This window comes from Aquamicrobium zhengzhouense (assembly GCF_016124105.1).
Lineage (GTDB): Bacteria > Pseudomonadota > Alphaproteobacteria > Rhizobiales > Rhizobiaceae > Aerobium > Aerobium zhengzhouense.
On record NZ_JADGMQ010000009.1, the window covers coordinates 94,366 to 110,883 of the forward strand.

Consider the following 16,518-nt stretch of genomic DNA (forward strand, 5'->3'; position numbering starts at 1 on the left):
ACTTCGGATGATAAAGATATGCAGAATAACAATGAGCAATCCAATTCTTTTGCCTGGACTGTTGGGGAGGTATTTATGCAGAAAATCATCGGCCGCATTGCGGCCGCAGCTATGTTCACGACCATGATGAGCGGTCTTGCGTTGGCCGACATCACGATTGGTGTGACCGTCTCGTCGACCGGTTCCGGCGCGGCTCTCGGCATTCCGCTGAAGAATTCTGTCGAACTTTGGCCGACTGAGATCGACGGCGAGAAGCTGAATGTCATCGTTCTTGACGATGCGGGGGACCCCTCCATTGCCACGACCAATGCCCGTCGTTTTGCAAATGACGACAAGGTTGACGTCATCGTCGGCTCCGCGCTGACGCCGGGATCGATTGCGATCTCCAACGTGGCAAACGAAGTTGGCATTCCTCATCTGGCATGCTCGCCGATTCCGCCGAATGTTGCTGCGACGAAGTACACCTTCGTGATGCCGCAGGACGCTGGTCTTATTGCCCGCACTTTATTCAAGAAGATGCAGGATGATGGGGTCAAGCGCGTCGGTTATATCGGCTTCTCCGATTCCTATGGCGATCTGTGGGTCAATCAGTTCAAGGCGATCGGTGAAGAGTACGGGCTCGAGCTTATTGCTGATGAGCGCTACGCGCGTCCGGACACCTCCGTTTCTGGCCAGGTGCTGAAGCTGGTAGCTGCGCAGCCGGACGCAGTCTTCGTGGGTGCTTCCGGCACTGGCGCTGCTCTTCCACAGCTGGCTCTGCGCGAGCGCGGTTTTGAGGGCACCATTTACCAGACGCATGGCGCGGTAACCTTCGACTTCCTGCGTATCGCTGGCGAAGCGGCGAAGGACACCGTCTTCGCCTCCGGCCCGGTGATGGTTGCGGAACTCCAGGACGATGCTTCGGAGACGAAAGAGGAAGGCCTGGATTACGTAACTGCTTACGAGGAGAAGTTCGGTGCCGGGACGCGTACGCAGTTTGGCGCGCACGTCCATGATGCCATGGCGATCCTGAAGCGGGCGATCCCGATTGCAAAGCAGGTGGCCGAGCCAGGCACGCAAGAGTTCCGTGAGGCGCTGCGCGATGCCATTGAGACCGGCGGCCCCTTCCCCGCAAGCCAAGGCGTCTTCGAATTTAGCGCTGATAACCACTTTGGGCTTGATGAGCGCGCTGTGGTTCTGCTGGCCCCTTCGCCCAAGAACGATGGCAGCTTTGATCTGATCAAATAACGGCTTTTACAGGCTAGAAACGAGAAGGCCCGGAGAGATCCGGGCCATTTTTTCGGGTGTACAGGGAAGCGGGAGGTCCAGAGCTTACGAGCCTGTAGCTCCACCCAGATAGCTTTCGACCAGGGCCGGATCCGCTGCCATCTCCGCGGCTTTGCCGGAGCGACGAACTTCTCCCAGTTCTACCAGATACGCGTCGTCCGAAATTTCCAGCGCCGCGCGTGCATTCTGCTCCACGAGGAGAATGGATACTCCGGTCGCTCTCAATTCGGAAACGATGCCAAGGATCTCCGCAACGATCTTTGGCGCAAGGCCTAGGCTCGGCTCGTCAAGCATTAACAATTGCGGCCGGCTCATCAGCGCACGCCCAAGAGCCAGCATCTGACGCTCGCCGCCGGAAAGCGTGCCGGCAATTTGCGTGCGCCGTTCCTTTAGACGGGGAAAGCGGTTGTAGACGTCTTCAAGCGTCTCTTTGCGCTCGGTTGCGCTTCGCAAAAATCCGCCCAAGGCCAGATTGTCTTCGACCGACATCGACGTGAACAGCTCACGTCGCTCAGGGACCAGGCACATGCCAGCCTGAACTCGCCCCTCGACTGAATGAGGAGCGGGTTTCCCTCGATAATGAATGGTGCCGCTGCTGGGAATAACGCCCATCGCAGCGTTGAGAAGCGTCGTTTTCCCGGCACCATTAGCGCCGATAACAGAGACGATGGAGCCGGTGGCAACGTCTAGCGAAATGCCGTGGACGACCTCAGCCCGGCCGTAGGAGACACGAATATCCTTGAGCTGAAGAAGGGGAGCGGTCATGCGACGCCTCCAAGATATGCAGCGATCACCGCAGGGTCATTCCTTACCTTGTGAGGGTCACCCTCAGCGATGACGGTGCCGAAATCGAGCACAACCAGGCGATCAACCAATTCCATGACGAAGCTCATGTCGTGTTCGACAAGCAGGATGGCAACGCCCTCGGCCCGCAGCTTGCGCAGAAGATCTGCCAATTGCTGCTTCTCCCCGTGACGCAACCCTGCTGCCGGCTCATCAAGCAGCAGCAGATTAGGGTCGAGTGCGAGCGCTCGGGCAATTTCAAGGATGCGAAGCTGTCCAAGCGGTAGATCTCCCGCAGGCCGGTCACGCGCCTCCGCCAGGCCAACGCGCTCAAGTTGACGGTCTGCTTCGGCAAGGATCTGCGCTTCTTCGGCACGTTCCGTGTGCAGGAAGCTGCGCATCACTCCAGCATTTCCGCGAAGATGAGCACCGAGAGCAGCGTTTTCCAAGGCAGTCATGTCAGGGAAAATCTTGGCATGCTGGAAGGTGCGCGCAACACCCTGCCGGGCGACGTCTCCGGGCCGATGAACGCCGGCGTCGCGCCCGCTAAGCCGGATCTGGCCGCCGCTGAGTGTTGTCACGCCCGTGATCAGGTCGAAGGTGGTGCTCTTGCCGGCTCCGTTAGGGCCAATTAGGCCTATGATTTCGCCCGCACCGATCTCAAAGCTGACATCGTTGACGGCGACGAGACCACCAAACTGCTTCCGAGCTTTGTCGAGCGTGACCAGGGGTGAGCCATGTGCCGGCATCTCCCGCTTTGCCAAGGGGGCGGTGCCATCTTCCGCTCGTGGCTTCGGTGCCTTCTCCGGCAGGATGCGCAAGACGAATGACCAGAGGCCGTCGCGTGCAAATTGCAGCATAGCGACGAGAAGGATCCCAAAGAACACAGCTTCGAAGTTGCCGCTGGCACCGATCAGCCAAGGCAGGTAGCGCTGGAGCAATTCTTTGAGAAGGAGCACAATGCCTGCACCAAAGATCGCGCCCCAGATATGGCCTGCTCCGCCTAACACGGCCATCAGCAGGTATTCGATGCCCATATTGAGCCCGAACGGCGTCGGGTTGACCGTGCGCTGGAGATGCGCATAGAGCCAGCCCGACAAAGCTGCGGCAACGCCTGCGAAAACGAACACTGTGAGCTTCGCACGTCCGGTGTTGACACCGAAGGCTTCAGCCGCTGCCGACCCGCCACGCAGGGCACGAATTCCTCGTCCGACACGCGAGTCCAGCAGGTTTCGAGCGCCAAAGGCCAGAAGCAGAACGAACGTCCAGATCACGTAGTACATGGACGTGGTGTCAAGGAAGCGATGCCCCGCGATTTCGAGCGGCGGAATACCGGTGATGCCATCGTACCGGCCGAGGAAATCGAGCTGGCCGAAGAGATAATAGAGTGCGATGCCCCAGGCGATCGTGCCGAGAGGCAGATAGTGACCGGACAGGCGCATGGTGATCAGGCCGAGCGGCAGCGCACACATCGCGCCCACTGCCAGTGAGACAGGCAGTGATAACCACGGTGACAGCCCGTATGAGGTGGTCAGTAGCGCCGTTGTGTAGGCGCCGAATCCGCAAAACGCGGCTTGTCCGAAAGATGTGAGGCCGCCAACCCCGGTCAGCAGTACCAGGCCGATAGCAACCAGAGATGCGAGGCCGATATTGTCCATCAACGTGATGACGAAAGGCGGCACAGGCAGAAGTGGGATGATCGCAAGCAGCGCAATCGCCGCCAGCCCCGGGAGCGAGATGTTCAGGCCCTTCATATCATTCATCCTCATGCGGGTCTGTGGTCAGCGAGCGCCAGACCAGCACCGGAATTATCAGCGAGAAGACAATGATCTCCTTGAAATTGCTGGCGAAGAATGAAGCGAAAGCTTCCACCAGACCGACGGTGATTGCCGCGATGGCTGTGAGTGGGAAGCTGGAGAGGCCGCCTATGATGGCTGCCACAAATCCCTTCAGGCCAATCAGGAAACCGGTGTCGTAGTAGATCGTCGTGATCGGAGCGATGAGGACGCCGGAGATCACGCCAATGGTCGAGGCGAGCACGAACGCGGTGCCGCCGGTCAGGTTGGTCCGTACGCCGACAAGGCGAGCGCCCAGTCGGTTAACGGCAGTCGCACGCAGCGCCTTGCCAAGAATTGAACGTTCGAAGAAGACGTAAAGACCGACCATCGCAGCAATGGTCGCGCCATAGATCCACAAGCTCTGAGCCGGGATCGGCAGGAAGCCGAGTGAGTAGCTTCCGCGTGCGAGAGGCTGTGCGCGTAGTCCTTCGGCGCCGAAGGCAAAGAGGCCCATGCCCATCAGCGCCAGATGCACGCCGACAGACGTTATGAGCAGGACGAGGACAGAGGCGTCAGCCAGAGGCCGGTACGCCACCCGGTAAATGTAGAGCCCCATCGGAGCGATGATCAGGATCGTCAGAAGCGCCCGAACGATTGGACCGGGCTGCATCGGCATCACCGTTACGACCAAGCCATAGACAAGCGCCGGCAATGCAAGATTCAGCAGGGCGCTGGTGACGAGTAGCTGCGAACGAAAGCCGCGCCTCATCGCGATCAGGTCGAAGAGGAAGGACGCGATTCCGAGCCCCAGCAACAAAGGGAGTGTTCCAGGAACACGCCCAACATCAAGCACTGCAAGAGTTAGTGCCCCATAGGCGACAAACTCGCCCTGAGGAATGAAAATGACGCGCGTTACTGCGAAGACCAGAACGAGCGACAGGCCGAGCAGCGCATAGATCGCTCCGCTGGTAACGCCGTCCTGGACCAGGAACGCGAGGATTGTACTGTCCACGCTGAGCCTCCCCTCGCCAGCCTCCCCAGCTGGCATAATTGTAACAATCTATAACAATTGAATCGCGTCTTGCCAATGCAGCTCCGACTTATTCAGAAGAGAAGCCTGATGACCAGATATCAGCGCAAAAACTACAGCGAAGACGGCTCATCTACTGAGAAGCTTACATGTTCCGGGCGTCTTCAAGGATCATGTCCGCGGCCTTTTCAGCGATCATTACGACCGGCGATGCCGTGTTCCCGGAGGTAATCTTGGGCATGATCGAGGCGTCAACGATGCGAAGACCGCCTAGTCCCCGGAAACGCAACCGCGGATCGACCACCGCTTGATCGTCCACGCCCATGCGGCAGGTTCCAACCGGATGGAAGATGGTTGTTGCGATATCTCCGATGGTCTGCAGAAGATCGTCATCTGTGTCGATTTCGGGACGCGGTAAAACCTCTTCCGGACGATAGGGAGCAAGCGCTTTCGCGTTCATGATACGCCTCGCCTGCCTTACTGAGGCGATCGCGACCTCGCGATCGCGCGGGGCGGACAGGTAGTTGGGTGCAATGACAGGCTGAGCCGTCGGGTCCGATGAGCTGACGTGGACGCTGCCGCGGCTCTCGGGACGAAGGTTGCAGACTGACACGGTGATTGCCGGATATTTGTGCAACGGGTCGCCAAGCCGGTCAGTCGAGAGCGGCTGCACGTGATATTCAAGGTCTGGAGTAGCGAGTGCCGGGTCCGACTTGGTGAAGATGCCGAACTGACTGGGGGCCATCGACATCGGTCCGGCGCGAAGGAGTGCGTAATGCAGAGCAATGCGCGCCTTGCCGATTCGGCTGTTGAACATCGAGTTGAGCGTCTTCGCACCGTTGACTTTGTAGACGGTGCGAATTTGCAGATGATCCTGAAGATTTTCGCCAATTTCCGGACGTTCAAATCGGACGTCTATGCCAAGTGAGTGAAGGATTTCCGGCTTTCCAATGCCAGACAACTCCAGCAGCTTTGGCGAGTTGATCGCACCGGAACACAAGATCACTTCGATCTCTGCGTTGGCGGTGAAGACTTGCTGTCCCACTCGGTACTGAACGCCAGTAACCTGCCGGGAGTTTAGCAAGACCTTTTCAGCGAGAGCGTTGGTGATCAGGTGCAGGTTCGGTCGTTTTAGCGCTGGTCGCAGAAAGCCCTTGGCGGTGTTCCAGCGAATTCCCTTATGCTGGTTAACCTCAAAGAAGCCGGAACCTTCATTGTCGCCATCATTGAAGTCGGCCCGCGGCATGATGCCGAATTCCATCGCGCCGCGCTGAACAGCTTCAAGGATGTCCCATTTCAGACGCTGTTTCGATACTTTCCACTCACCGCCTGTCCCGTGTTGGGCAGTCTTGCCGGCGTGATGATCTTCTGAGCGCATGAAGTAGGGCAGAACGTCTTCCCAGCCCCACCCGGCATTGCCCATCTGCCGCCAGCCGTCATAATCGGCGGCCTGGCCGCGCATATAGATCATCCCGTTCACGGATGAGCATCCGCCGAGAACCTTGCCGCGCGGATAAACAAGCGACCGCCCGTTAAGGTTCTTCTCCGGGGCGGTCTTCATCAGCCAGTCGGTGCGGGGATTGCCGATACAGTAGAGGTAGCCGACCGGGATATGGACCCAGTGATAATTGTCAGTGCCTCCCGCTTCGAGCAGCAGGACACGGGAGCGCCCATTCGCGGTCAGGCGATTGGCAAGAACGCAACCTGCCGTGCCCGCGCCCACAATAATGTAGTCGTAGCTCTCTTTCGGCAGCACACGAACCCTCCCAAGTTCTTCCTGTTGAAGGCTGAACGGATCAGCGCTGTTGTCAACCTTGGATTTGAAATGCGATTCTAATCATGGAACTGGTTCGGAAATGCCTGCCCTTCCAATTTGGAGGAGTTCAGATAGAAGGGTACGCACTGAGTAAGATATAGCCTTCCAATACTACGCATCTGCGTATGACTTCCTGGTACCGATGCGTCGCCTGATTCTTCCTTTCTCACACTACCTGCGAGCTCTCTGCCCGGGCGCCGCAGTGCCTGTACGCGAAGGTGTTCGCGCTTCTTTCGGAGCGCTGCTCGGCATCGCCGCAACCGTCATCGTTGCGATGCTCATATCGCAGGATTTGTGGCTCGCGGTTTACCTCGTCGCCCCGTTTGGTTCGAGCTCGGTGCTCTTGTATGCGGCGCCGAACAGCCCGCTCGCTCAGCCGTGGCCGGCGATTGTCGGCAACACGGTCTCAGCATTGGCAGCCATCGCAGTCTGCATGATGGTGCCTGTTCCGGTCTTCAACGTCCCGCTATCGGTGGCTGCAGCAATACTTGCCATGGCCCTCTGCCGGGCGATGCATCCGCCAGGCGGCGCGGTAGCGATGATGGTGGCGATCGGCGCCGAGACGATTGTACCGCTTGGGTTTGGCTTCGCGTTCGTTCCTGTTGCGCTGGGGACTGCGGTGCTGGTTGTTGTGGCCGCGATGTACGCGCCACTGACCGGGCGACGGTACCCCCTGCGCCAGTTCAATGAGCCGAACGCAAAGGGCACGCTTGATCCTGCGCCCGAGGAGCGTCTCGGATTGAGCGAGGATGAGCTTGCGGGAATACTGGCTAGATACAAGCAATCGCTCAACCTGGGCGTTGAGGATCTCGCGCGCTTGATCGGAGCTGCAGAGTTGCAGGCGGCCAGTCACCGAGTTTCACCACAGACTGCCGCAGACATTATGTCGCGAGATCTGGTGACAGTGTCGCCCGACGCGCCCCTTCAAGACGTGGCGTCGCTCTTCATTCAGTACGGGTTCACTTCATTGCCGGTGGTCGAAAACGGTAAATATGAAGGCGTCATCTTCCAGTTGGACCTGATTGAAGGATCATTGGGCGGCAGACGCCCACAAGGTGCGCGACGGCTGCTGCCCAACTGGGCGCAACGACGGTCCGCCCGCAGGGCGAGGGACATCATGAAGAGGCCCAAAGCGGCACAGTCAGATACACGCCTGGCCGCCTTGTTGCCGATCCTTGCATCGCACCGAGCCGATGCGGTGCCAGTCCTTGATGACGGACAGATTGTTGGGATCGTGACGCAGACGGATCTGATCTCTGCGCTGGCACGTCAAAGCCTGCGTGCGGCTTGACTTATCCCTCGGCTTTCATCGTCCGGGCGAGCTCAAACAGCTTCCCGCGGTCCGTCCCATGCTTGGTAACGAGCTCCTTGGCTTGCAGCGGAGAAAGGTCGGTGGCCTCTACGAGTTCGCGGACAAGAGCTTCATGCTCTGAATCCGGATGCATCCATTCGTTGTGATCGTTGGTCATAACGCATCCTTTCTTCGCGTTGAACATTGGCCTTCTTCGCGTCGAACAAGGGTAAGTCGCGGCTGTTCCAAGATCACGGTCGCGGTGCATCGATTGGAACCGGCACTATGGTCTTCGAGCTGTCGTCCGACATCCCGACATAAAACGCGGTGATGATTGTGAGGGCTATGATGCCGACCACTGCGGCGGTGCCGATGTTCTTGCGGATTCTCGATTTTCCGTGCTCCATCTGCAGGTAACGCGGTTGTTACGCCGGTGTTCCGTCTTGCTCTTTCAAAGAGGGGAGGGGCTATGGCGAAGGCCCCTCCCCTCCCCTGACTATTCGACTAGCCTTCAGGCGGGAGGATCACCTGGTCGATGACGTGAATCACCCCGTTGCTTGCGGCGACGTCGGTTGCCGTGACAGACGCATCATTAACTCTCACAGAATTGCCGTCGACCTGAATCTCGATGGTCTCTCCGTTGACTGTCTTTGCTTCATCGAGGCTGACAACATCGGCGGCCATCACCTTCCCGGGCACGAGGTGATAGGTAAGGATTGCTGCAAGCTTTTCCTTGTTTTCAGGCCGGAGTAGTTCCTCGACCGTTCCTGCTGGAAGTTTTGCAAAGGCTGCATCAGTCGGGGCAAAGACGGTGAAGGGCCCCTCCCCTTTCAGGGTCTGAACGAGACCAGCTGCATCAAGCGCTGCTGCAAGAGTGGTGAACTCACCTGCGGCGACCGCAGTATCGACGATATCCTTATCCTGGGCGTGAGCGGGAATTGCGATAGCGATCAGGCCTGCGGCGAGAGCAAACGTCATTCTCATCATTTTTCTCCTCGTTCCTCGTCGGAATTTTTTTCCGACATCTTTCATGTGGCGCAAACAATTTCTACTGCTACTCAATATTTCGTGAGATGAAAGCAGTTTCTCTTGAAAGGAAAAACAGCGTCGCCCTATATTCCTCTTGAGAAAAGGAGTTGGCTTTGTGCTTTCGGATACACTGACGACGGAGCTCGAGCGGTATCAGATCGGGCCGCGAATCCGGGCCATGCGGCTCAAAAAGAAGATGGGTCTCGTCCAATTGGGCGAGCACACCGGGATGTCGCCGGCCATGCTTTCGAAGATTGAGCGCGGTCAACTGTTTCCCACGTTGCCGACACTGTTACGGATCGCGCTGGTGTTCGGGGTCGAATTGAACCATTTCTTCTCGCGCGGCGGACCACGCGTTGCCATCACGAGGCGGAAGGATCGGCTGCGGCTGCCTATCCCCGCTGGCTCTACTGAGCCTAGCTATCTGTTCGAAAGCATCAATTTCCCCCTGCCCGACAGGAAGCTGGAATCCTACGTGGCGGTATTTCCGGTTGATGCGAGTGCGTCGGAGCCGCATCAGCATGGCAGCGAGGAGATGCTGTACGTGCTGAGCGGCGTTTTGACTGTCCGCATCGAGGAGGAAGCGCACATCTTGGAAGAAGGGGATGCGATCGCCTTTGATTCCAGTTTGCCGCATTCTTATGAGGCGAGTGGTGCGGATATCTGCTCGGTGCTTGTCGTGACGGTCAACTGATCTGGGAACATCCCTCGCTTTGTCCAGTTCTGCATGTACTTAGGTTGAAAGGACCAGAGCAATGACCAGTGATGATGCTGATCGTGTTTGGGAGTTGATGCGCAAGATCGGCTTTTGCATTCTGTCCACAAAGGATGGTGAAGATATACGATCGCGCCCCATGGCAGCGCACGTGGACCGGGATGAAAATGCCATATATTTCCTAACTGACGTTCGCAGCCACAAGGACGACGAGATCGATGCCTCCGCGCATGTGGGGCTCGCCTTTGCGGACACCAGCGATCAGAAATACGTTGCATTGACCGGTACTGCAGTCGTGTCGAACGACCGTGCCAAGGTGAATGAATTGTGGTCAACGCCCGCCAAAGCCTGGTGGGATGACTCTGACGATCCGAACATCCGGGTTCTCAAGGTTTCCCCGAAGGATGCGCAATATTGGGATAGTCCCGGTACCGTATCCAGCTACATCACGATGATCGCTGCGGCGGTTGGCGCAGGGCGACCGGACCTCGGTGACAATGCCAAAGTTAAGCTTGGGGCCGGCTGGCTGAGGCAGCCGTGACGGTTTCATAGATGACGAGGAACCTGCGAGACAGCCGGAATTTTTCGCGGTAATTTCTCCCTGCCCGTTTAAGGCAAGGAGGGGTATAATTGGCGCAGCTCTCGCAGGGACGCCAGAGGAAGACGAGGTGGGCTAGCCTGATTGCTGCTCCTTTCGCAGCTATTTGGCTTGCCGTGATCATGCTGCTTGGGATCTCTGTCCTGGGCATTCTGATGATCTGGCAGAACTATAATGGCGCCATTAGCCTCAGCGAGGCGCGCGCACAATCATCAGCTCAAGTTGTAGCGGCTCATATGGAATGGGTGATGGAAGCCAGCGACCAGGCGCTTCGGCGCATCGACGCCACGATCGATGCTGCGCCCATTCGTGCGACGCCGGGAGCTATCGCCAACATCCGCGAGGCGGTGGCTGATCTGCCGGATAATTTTCAGTATTCAGTCTATGACGAGAATGGCCAGTTGCGCATGTCGAGTGTGCCCGAAGCCATTGGGATCGATGTCTCTGATCGGGAGTATTTCCGGCAGTTGCGCGATGGAGATGCCATCGTTATCTCCCCTCAATTGGAAGAGCGGCTTAGCGGCGAGCAGGTGTTCGTCGTCGCGAGGCGGATCATGCGAAACTCGCAGTTTCACGGGGCGGCAAGTATTGCAATCCCGACCCGTACTATGTCCGAATATTGGTCTCTCATGGAATTGGGGCCGGGATCCTCTGTTGCGATCGTGCGGCCCGACGGATGGATTGTCGCGCGATATCCGCAGCTGCCGGAAGCGATGAATATTTCATCGTCGCTGCTTTTTTCGAAGGTGCACGACAGTCCTGGTGGCTTCTACCACAGCGCTTCAGCCGTAACCGATCGCATGCCAAGGATTGCGGGGTATCGAGTTGTAAAAAACTGGCCGATGATCGCGACGACGGGGATCGCGCGCGTGGAGGCGCTCCGGCTTTTCTGGTCAAGCTTGCGCAGTGGGCTTGCTGTTGGACTACCTATGATCGGGCTGCTGGTACTGGGGGTGGGCTGGATTGTGCATCTGCTTCGTGCTGATGCCAAACGTAACCGGCAACTGGTGCAAGCCCTTGAACATAATGAGTTTTTGCTGCGCGAAATTCATCATCGTGTGAAGAACAATCTTCAGGCAGTTTCCTCCCTTATTCGTCTTCAGCCTATGCCACAGGACAGCAAGGATGATCTTACTCGTCGCATTGGTGCGATGGTTGCGGTGCATGAGCAGATCTACGGCTCCGATCAATTCGACCGGTTGGACCTTGCCCCATATTTCGAACGGCTCGTTAGCGATGTTGTGGCTGGTTTCCCAGGGGAGGTTGATGTCGAGACGTCCTTTGAGCCGCTGGTGATTGCACGCGATCGCGCCCTGCCCTTGGGCCTGTTTTTGAACGAAGTTGTCTCCAATGCGTTCAAACATGCCTTCAAAGAGGCGAGCCGCGGCTTGCTCAAGGTGACGCTCGCAGCGGAAGGTGGAAGAGCCCGTCTTAGCGTCATCGATAACGGACGTGGGTACGATTTCTCGTCGGGCCGAAAGGGGATGGGCAGCCGGTTGATTGAGGCATTCGCGGCCCAGGTTGGGGGAGATCTGGAGATCGTCTCGGAGCGGGGCACTGCCGTAAGCCTCACATTCGCCGCAGGATGATGGTGCGCGGGCGACGAGCGAGAGGTGACCGCCCTGCCCCTACTGCTCTTGAAACTGCGCAATTGGCGGATTAGCTCCGTTCCGGGGGGTGGAATGTCTTAGCTTCGGCTGGTTGTACGCGTACAACATCATGGGCCGCAGCGGTCGAACCCAAACCCCACTTATTATCAATGCTGACAGTCTGATCGCGGCGGCTGCCCTTGGCATCCCGCCAATCAAGATAGATCCAGGTGTGTGAATGACCAGTGATACGATCGCTCCCGAAACGCTCTCTTTCGAAGCTGATGTCGCACGTCTCCTTCATATGATGGTTCATTCCGTCTATTCGGACCGCGACGTGTTCTTGCGCGAGCTGATTTCAAACGCTGCCGACGCATGCGAAAAGCTCCGCTACGAGGCGATTACCCGCCCTGAACTGCTTGCCGATGGAAAGGCGCTTTGCATCACCGTTACAGCGGATGCTGAACGCAAGAGGCTGACTATCGAGGACAACGGCATTGGTATGAGCCGGGAAGATCTCGTGGAAGCACTCGGCACGATCGCACGTTCGGGAACCCGAGCATTCATGGAGCGCATTGAGGCCGCAAAAGCGGGTGAGGGTGCTGAGCTCATCGGGCAGTTTGGTGTCGGCTTTTATTCTGCGTTTATGGTTGCGGAGAAGGTCGAGGTTTTCTCTCGCGCGGCTGGCGGCGAGGGCTCATGGCGATGGTCATCGGACGGCAAGGGCGCCTACGAAATCGGCCAAGCTCTCTCTGACGAAACTCCCGCCCGCGGCACTCGCGTTGTCCTTCACTTAATGGACGATGCCGAAAACTACGCCCAGTCCTACACACTGGAGAAGTTGATCAAGGAACAGTCCGGACATGTCGCGGTCCCCGTTTATCTTGTAGAGAAGCCTGGCGGTGAGGCGCGTCAGATTGCAGACGGGACTGCGCTATGGACGCGATCAAAGGGCGAAATCAAGTCCGAGGAATATACGGAATTCTACCGCGGGATTTCCGGTGATTTTGACGAGCCGGCTGCGATTGTTCACTACCGCGCTGAGGGGCGTCAGGAATACAGCGCCCTTGCATATGTTCCGGGTTCGCGTCCGTTCGACCTTTTTGATCCGGATCGTACCGGCCGCTTCCGCCTCTATGTTCGTCGGGTTTTCATTACGGACGAGGCGGATATTCTGCCAAGGTATCTTCGCTTCGTGCGCGGCCTGGTTGATTCAGCGGACCTGCCCCTGAACTTGTCACGCGAGATGATACAGGAAAGCCCCCTTCTCGCGGCCATCAGGAAAGGCGTCACGAACAGGATCCTGGGCGACTTGGAGAAGCTTGCCGAAAACGACGGCGACGCGTTCATCAAGATCTGGGAGAGTTTCGGCGTCGTCCTCAAGGAAGGCATTTACGAGGACTGGGAGCGCAAGGAACAGCTGCTGAAGCTCGCGCGCTTCCACAGCACTGCGGGTGACGAGTGGCGCAGCCTCTCCGACTACACCGGCGCCATGAAGGTTGGTCAGAAGGCGATCTACTATATCAGTGGAGACGACCGCGCTAGGTTGGAAGCGTCGCCGCAGCTGGAAGGTTTTCGTGCACGCGGGGTGGAGGTGTTGCTGCTAACTGACCCGGTCGACAGCTTCTGGGTCACCAGCGTATCCGAGTTTGAAGGCAAGACCTTCAAATCCGTAACGCAGGGTGGCAGCGACCTGCCCGACATCCCACTTACAGACAACACCGAGGATAAAGTCGAAGAGGAGACGTCCGGGGAGGTCAACGCATTTATCTCGTTCATCAAGTCGACCTTGGGCGATGCGGTGAGCGATGTCCGAGCGTCAGACCGGTTGACCGAAAGCGCCGTGTGTCTGGTTGCGCCGGACCATGGACCCGACCGACAGATTGAACGTTTGTTAAGCGCAGCGGGCCGGCTTGAGACGGTGACAAAGCCCATTCTTGAGATCAATCCCCGCAATACGCGCATCGTGGCCCTTGCGGCAAAGGGAGATGACGACCCGGCATTTCGTGAGGACGTCGCGCATCTCCTTTATGACGAAGCGCGAGTTTTGGATGGCGATAAGCCAGTGGACCCTTTCGCGTTTTCTGAAAGGCTCGCGCGCATTGTGGAACGCGGACTTGGCGGCTGAGGGCTCATCGCCTGCCAAAGTATATGGAGCCGGCGGCAATGCTGCCGGCTTTCAATTTCGGGGTAGGGCAGGGGCGTTGTACGCGTACAATCATTTAGCCGCGCAAACGACTGTCCCCAGGGCAGAATCGGCGTTAACTTTCCGTTAACGAAAAAGGGTTTGCCCCGGCGCGAGAATCATCGCATCTTCATCTGCGCATTTTGAAGAAATATCGCAAAAAAAGCGCGGATCGAAGGTGGCATGTTGGATATGACAAATTTCGCGGAGGCTTCACCGCCAAATCTGCGGAAGATGATTGCGTCGGATGCGGCCGAGCTCTCGCGCCAGCTCCAGGCGCACCAACAGCGCATCTTCCCCCCGACCGCCCAAAAGAGCATTCGTCTCTTCACGCCCAGCGAAGCTGCCAGCTTTATCGGAATCCACGAAGGGTATCTCCGCCAGATCGCAGCAGAAGGTCACGGCCCGCAGCCACAGCCAAATGGGCGCCGTCTCTATTCCGTCGATGACATCAACAATATCCGCCACGTCCTCGATGAGGGCGGGATGCGCAAATATGTTCGCCACCGGAGCCCGGGTGAAAAGCTGCAAGTCATCTCGGTGATGAACTTCAAGGGTGGCAGCGCAAAGACGACGACATCCGCGCACCTTGCGCAGTATCTTGCTCTGCGTGGCTATCGGGTTCTGGCTATCGATCTCGACCCGCAGGCAAGTCTGTCCGCAATGTTCGGGCATCAACCGGAACTCGATGTGAGTTCGGGTGACACGCTCTATGGCGCGTTGCGCTATGGCCCGCAGCGTCGGCACATCACCGAAATCGTGCGCTCGACATACACGCCGGGTCTCCATGTCATTCCGGGCAATCTCGAACTCCAGGAATTTGAGCACGAGACAGCCAAGGTCCTGGCTGACCGCGCGCAGGAAACGATTTTCTTCAGCAGACTTGGCGAGGCGCTTTCCGCAATTGAAAGTGCCTACGACATCGTTGTTATCGACTGCCCACCGCAGCTTGGCTTCCTGACCTTGTCAGCCCTATGCGCGGCGACCGCGGTTCTCATCACCGTTCATCCGCAGATGCTGGACGTGATGTCGATGTCACAGTTCCTGCACATGACGTCGGATCTTCTGGCCGTCGTTGAAGATGCTGGAGGCGACACTGATTATGACTGGATGCGTTATCTTGTCACTCGGTACGAGCCGAATGACGGACCGCAAAGCCAGATGGCCGGCTTCATGCGATCGATCTTCGGCAATCGCGTTCTGGAAAATCCAATGCTTAAGTCGACCGCCATTTCAGATGCCGGGCTGACGAAGCAGACGCTTTATGAGGTGGAGCGCTCACAATTCACACGCGGAACGTATGACCGCGCTCTGGAGTCACTGACAAAGGTCAACGAGGAGATCGAAGACCTGGTCCGCAAGACCTGGAAACGGAAGTAGGTATGGCGCGCAAGCACCTTTTCGAGATTGCAAATACCGATCCGGCTCCTGCCGAGGCAACACAAACGCCTCGCCAGCCGGCTCGACCGCTTATGGGGCTCAACCTCACACCATCTACGCCCGTCGGGGCGATATCCCAGTCGCTTGAAGCGATAAATTCCCGTGCGTCGCGCGCGGAGGAGATCGAGCGCAAGCTGAGCCAGGGACATGCGGTGATCGAGCTTGATCCTGCGACAATCGATAGTGCGATTGTGGTGGATAGGCTTGGTGTCGACGCGGAACAGCAAGAAGCGCTCGTTCAGCAAATTCGCGAGAACGGTCAGCTGGTTCCCATTCTCGTTCGTCCGCACCCGCAGGAGGAGGGCCGGTACCAGCTGGCCTATGGCCATCGTCGTCTGTCGGCGATCCGTAAGCTTGGCATTCAGGTCAAAGCGGTCGTCCGCGAGCTCTCCGACGAAGAACTGGTTGTCAGCCAAGGGCAGGAAAACAACAGCCGCCAGGACCTCAGTTATATTGAGCGCTGCTATTTTGCGCTTCGACTTGAGGAACGTGGATTTTCTCGGGACGTGATCATGTCTGCGCTGGGCGTGGACAAAGCAGCTCTGTCTCGAATGATCGCGCTGGTGAAGCGGGTACCTGCGGACATTATTGAGGCGGTTGGTTCGGCCCCATCGATTGGTCGCCAGCGCTGGGCCGAAGTAGCAGATATGCTTGAAGATCGTGCGAAACGCGCGCGAGTTGCCAAGCTTGTCAGTGATGATGAATTTGCCGCGATGACGAGCGATGACCGCTTCAACGCGGTGCATAAGCTACTGGCTACCGTGAAGGTAAGGGCTGCGCCCATAGGCTGGACAGCCTCCGACGGTACCACGCCGGTTTCGATTTCTGAGAATGACAAGCGCCTTGTCCTTACTTTCGACAAGCGCGTGAACCCGCAATTTGGAACCTTCATCCAGCAGCGCTTGCAGGCTTTGTACGATGAGTTCCGAAATTCTGGACCAAAGGAGCACTAGCCGGCAAAAGAAAAGGCCCCCGAAACGTCACCGCCGCGGAAGCCT

General features: G+C 57.8%; 15 protein-coding genes. 8 read left to right on the plus strand and 7 right to left on the minus strand.

All coding sequences use genetic code 11. The annotated features are described in order from the left end of the window. Positions 1-75 precede the first annotated feature (75 nt). Complete coding sequence (locus IOD40_RS13290) at positions 76-1,227, plus strand: ABC transporter substrate-binding protein (protein WP_198477049.1); 1,152 nt, start codon at positions 76-78, stop codon at positions 1,225-1,227. An 84-nt stretch (positions 1,228-1,311) separates the two neighbouring features. Here the strand turns inward: IOD40_RS13290 and IOD40_RS13295 are convergent, their stop codons facing one another. From IOD40_RS13295 to IOD40_RS13310, 4 genes are all read right to left on the minus strand, one after another. Continuing rightward, positions 1,312-2,031 (minus strand): ABC transporter ATP-binding protein, encoded by a 720-nt coding sequence (locus IOD40_RS13295; protein WP_198477050.1) that lies wholly within the window; start codon positions 2,029-2,031, stop codon positions 1,312-1,314. After that, entirely contained in the window at positions 2,028-3,803 is a 1,776-nt protein-coding gene (locus IOD40_RS13300) for a branched-chain amino acid ABC transporter ATP-binding protein/permease (protein WP_198477051.1), read from the minus strand. The genes IOD40_RS13295 and IOD40_RS13300 overlap by 4 nt, the downstream gene beginning before the upstream one ends. A gap of 1 nt (position 3,804) precedes the next feature. Continuing rightward, on the minus strand, positions 3,805-4,839 hold the full coding sequence (locus IOD40_RS13305) for a branched-chain amino acid ABC transporter permease (protein WP_198477052.1): 1,035 nt from the start codon (positions 4,837-4,839) through the stop codon (positions 3,805-3,807). A 163-nt stretch (positions 4,840-5,002) separates the two neighbouring features. After that, entirely contained in the window at positions 5,003-6,613 is a 1,611-nt protein-coding gene (locus IOD40_RS13310; protein WP_198477053.1) for a GMC family oxidoreductase, read from the minus strand. A 262-nt stretch (positions 6,614-6,875) separates the two neighbouring features. Here IOD40_RS13310 and IOD40_RS13315 point away from each other — a divergent pair, with 262 nt between their 5' ends. After that, the gene (locus tag IOD40_RS13315) at positions 6,876-7,964 is read left to right on the plus strand and encodes an HPP family protein (protein ID WP_325099735.1); all 1,089 of its coding nucleotides are present in this window, start codon (positions 6,876-6,878) and stop codon (positions 7,962-7,964) included. A gap of 1 nt (position 7,965) precedes the next feature. Here the strand turns inward: IOD40_RS13315 and IOD40_RS13320 are convergent, their stop codons facing one another. From IOD40_RS13320 to IOD40_RS13325, 3 genes are all read right to left on the minus strand, one after another. Further along, the gene (locus tag IOD40_RS13320; RefSeq protein WP_198477056.1) at positions 7,966-8,142 is read right to left on the minus strand and encodes a hypothetical protein; all 177 of its coding nucleotides are present in this window, start codon (positions 8,140-8,142) and stop codon (positions 7,966-7,968) included. Positions 8,143-8,215: 73 nt separating this feature from the next. Continuing rightward, positions 8,216-8,371 carry a hypothetical protein gene (locus tag IOD40_RS19880; protein ID WP_210336908.1) on the minus strand — a complete coding sequence of 52 codons (156 nt, stop codon included), beginning with the start codon at positions 8,369-8,371 and terminating at the stop codon, positions 8,216-8,218. Positions 8,372-8,468: 97 nt separating this feature from the next. Further along, entirely contained in the window at positions 8,469-8,948 is a 480-nt protein-coding gene (locus IOD40_RS13325) for a fasciclin domain-containing protein (protein ID WP_198477110.1), read from the minus strand. 160 nt (positions 8,949-9,108) lie between these two features. On the opposite strand from IOD40_RS13325, the gene IOD40_RS13330 reads away from it, so the two are divergent. The 6 genes from IOD40_RS13330 (at position 9,109) to repB (ending at position 16,473) form a co-directional block, all read left to right on the plus strand. Next, positions 9,109-9,687 (plus strand): helix-turn-helix domain-containing protein, encoded by a 579-nt coding sequence (locus IOD40_RS13330; protein WP_198477058.1) that lies wholly within the window; start codon positions 9,109-9,111, stop codon positions 9,685-9,687. A 61-nt stretch (positions 9,688-9,748) separates the two neighbouring features. Continuing rightward, on the plus strand, positions 9,749-10,249 hold the full coding sequence (locus IOD40_RS13335) for a pyridoxamine 5'-phosphate oxidase family protein (protein ID WP_198477060.1): 501 nt from the start codon (positions 9,749-9,751) through the stop codon (positions 10,247-10,249). An 89-nt stretch (positions 10,250-10,338) separates the two neighbouring features. After that, positions 10,339-11,895 (plus strand): sensor histidine kinase, encoded by a 1,557-nt coding sequence (locus IOD40_RS13340; protein ID WP_198477062.1) that lies wholly within the window; start codon positions 10,339-10,341, stop codon positions 11,893-11,895. 238 nt (positions 11,896-12,133) lie between these two features. Further along, positions 12,134-14,023 (plus strand): molecular chaperone HtpG, encoded by a 1,890-nt coding sequence (htpG, locus tag IOD40_RS13345; RefSeq protein ID WP_198477064.1) that lies wholly within the window; start codon positions 12,134-12,136, stop codon positions 14,021-14,023. Between the two features lie 240 nt (positions 14,024-14,263). Continuing rightward, positions 14,264-15,460, plus strand: a complete 1,197-nt coding sequence (repA, locus tag IOD40_RS13350; protein ID WP_198477065.1) for a plasmid partitioning protein RepA — start codon at positions 14,264-14,266, stop codon at positions 15,458-15,460. Between the two features lie 2 nt (positions 15,461-15,462). Then, positions 15,463-16,473 (plus strand): plasmid partitioning protein RepB, encoded by a 1,011-nt coding sequence (gene repB, locus IOD40_RS13355; protein WP_198477067.1) that lies wholly within the window; start codon positions 15,463-15,465, stop codon positions 16,471-16,473. The last annotated feature ends 45 nt before the right edge of the window (positions 16,474-16,518 follow it).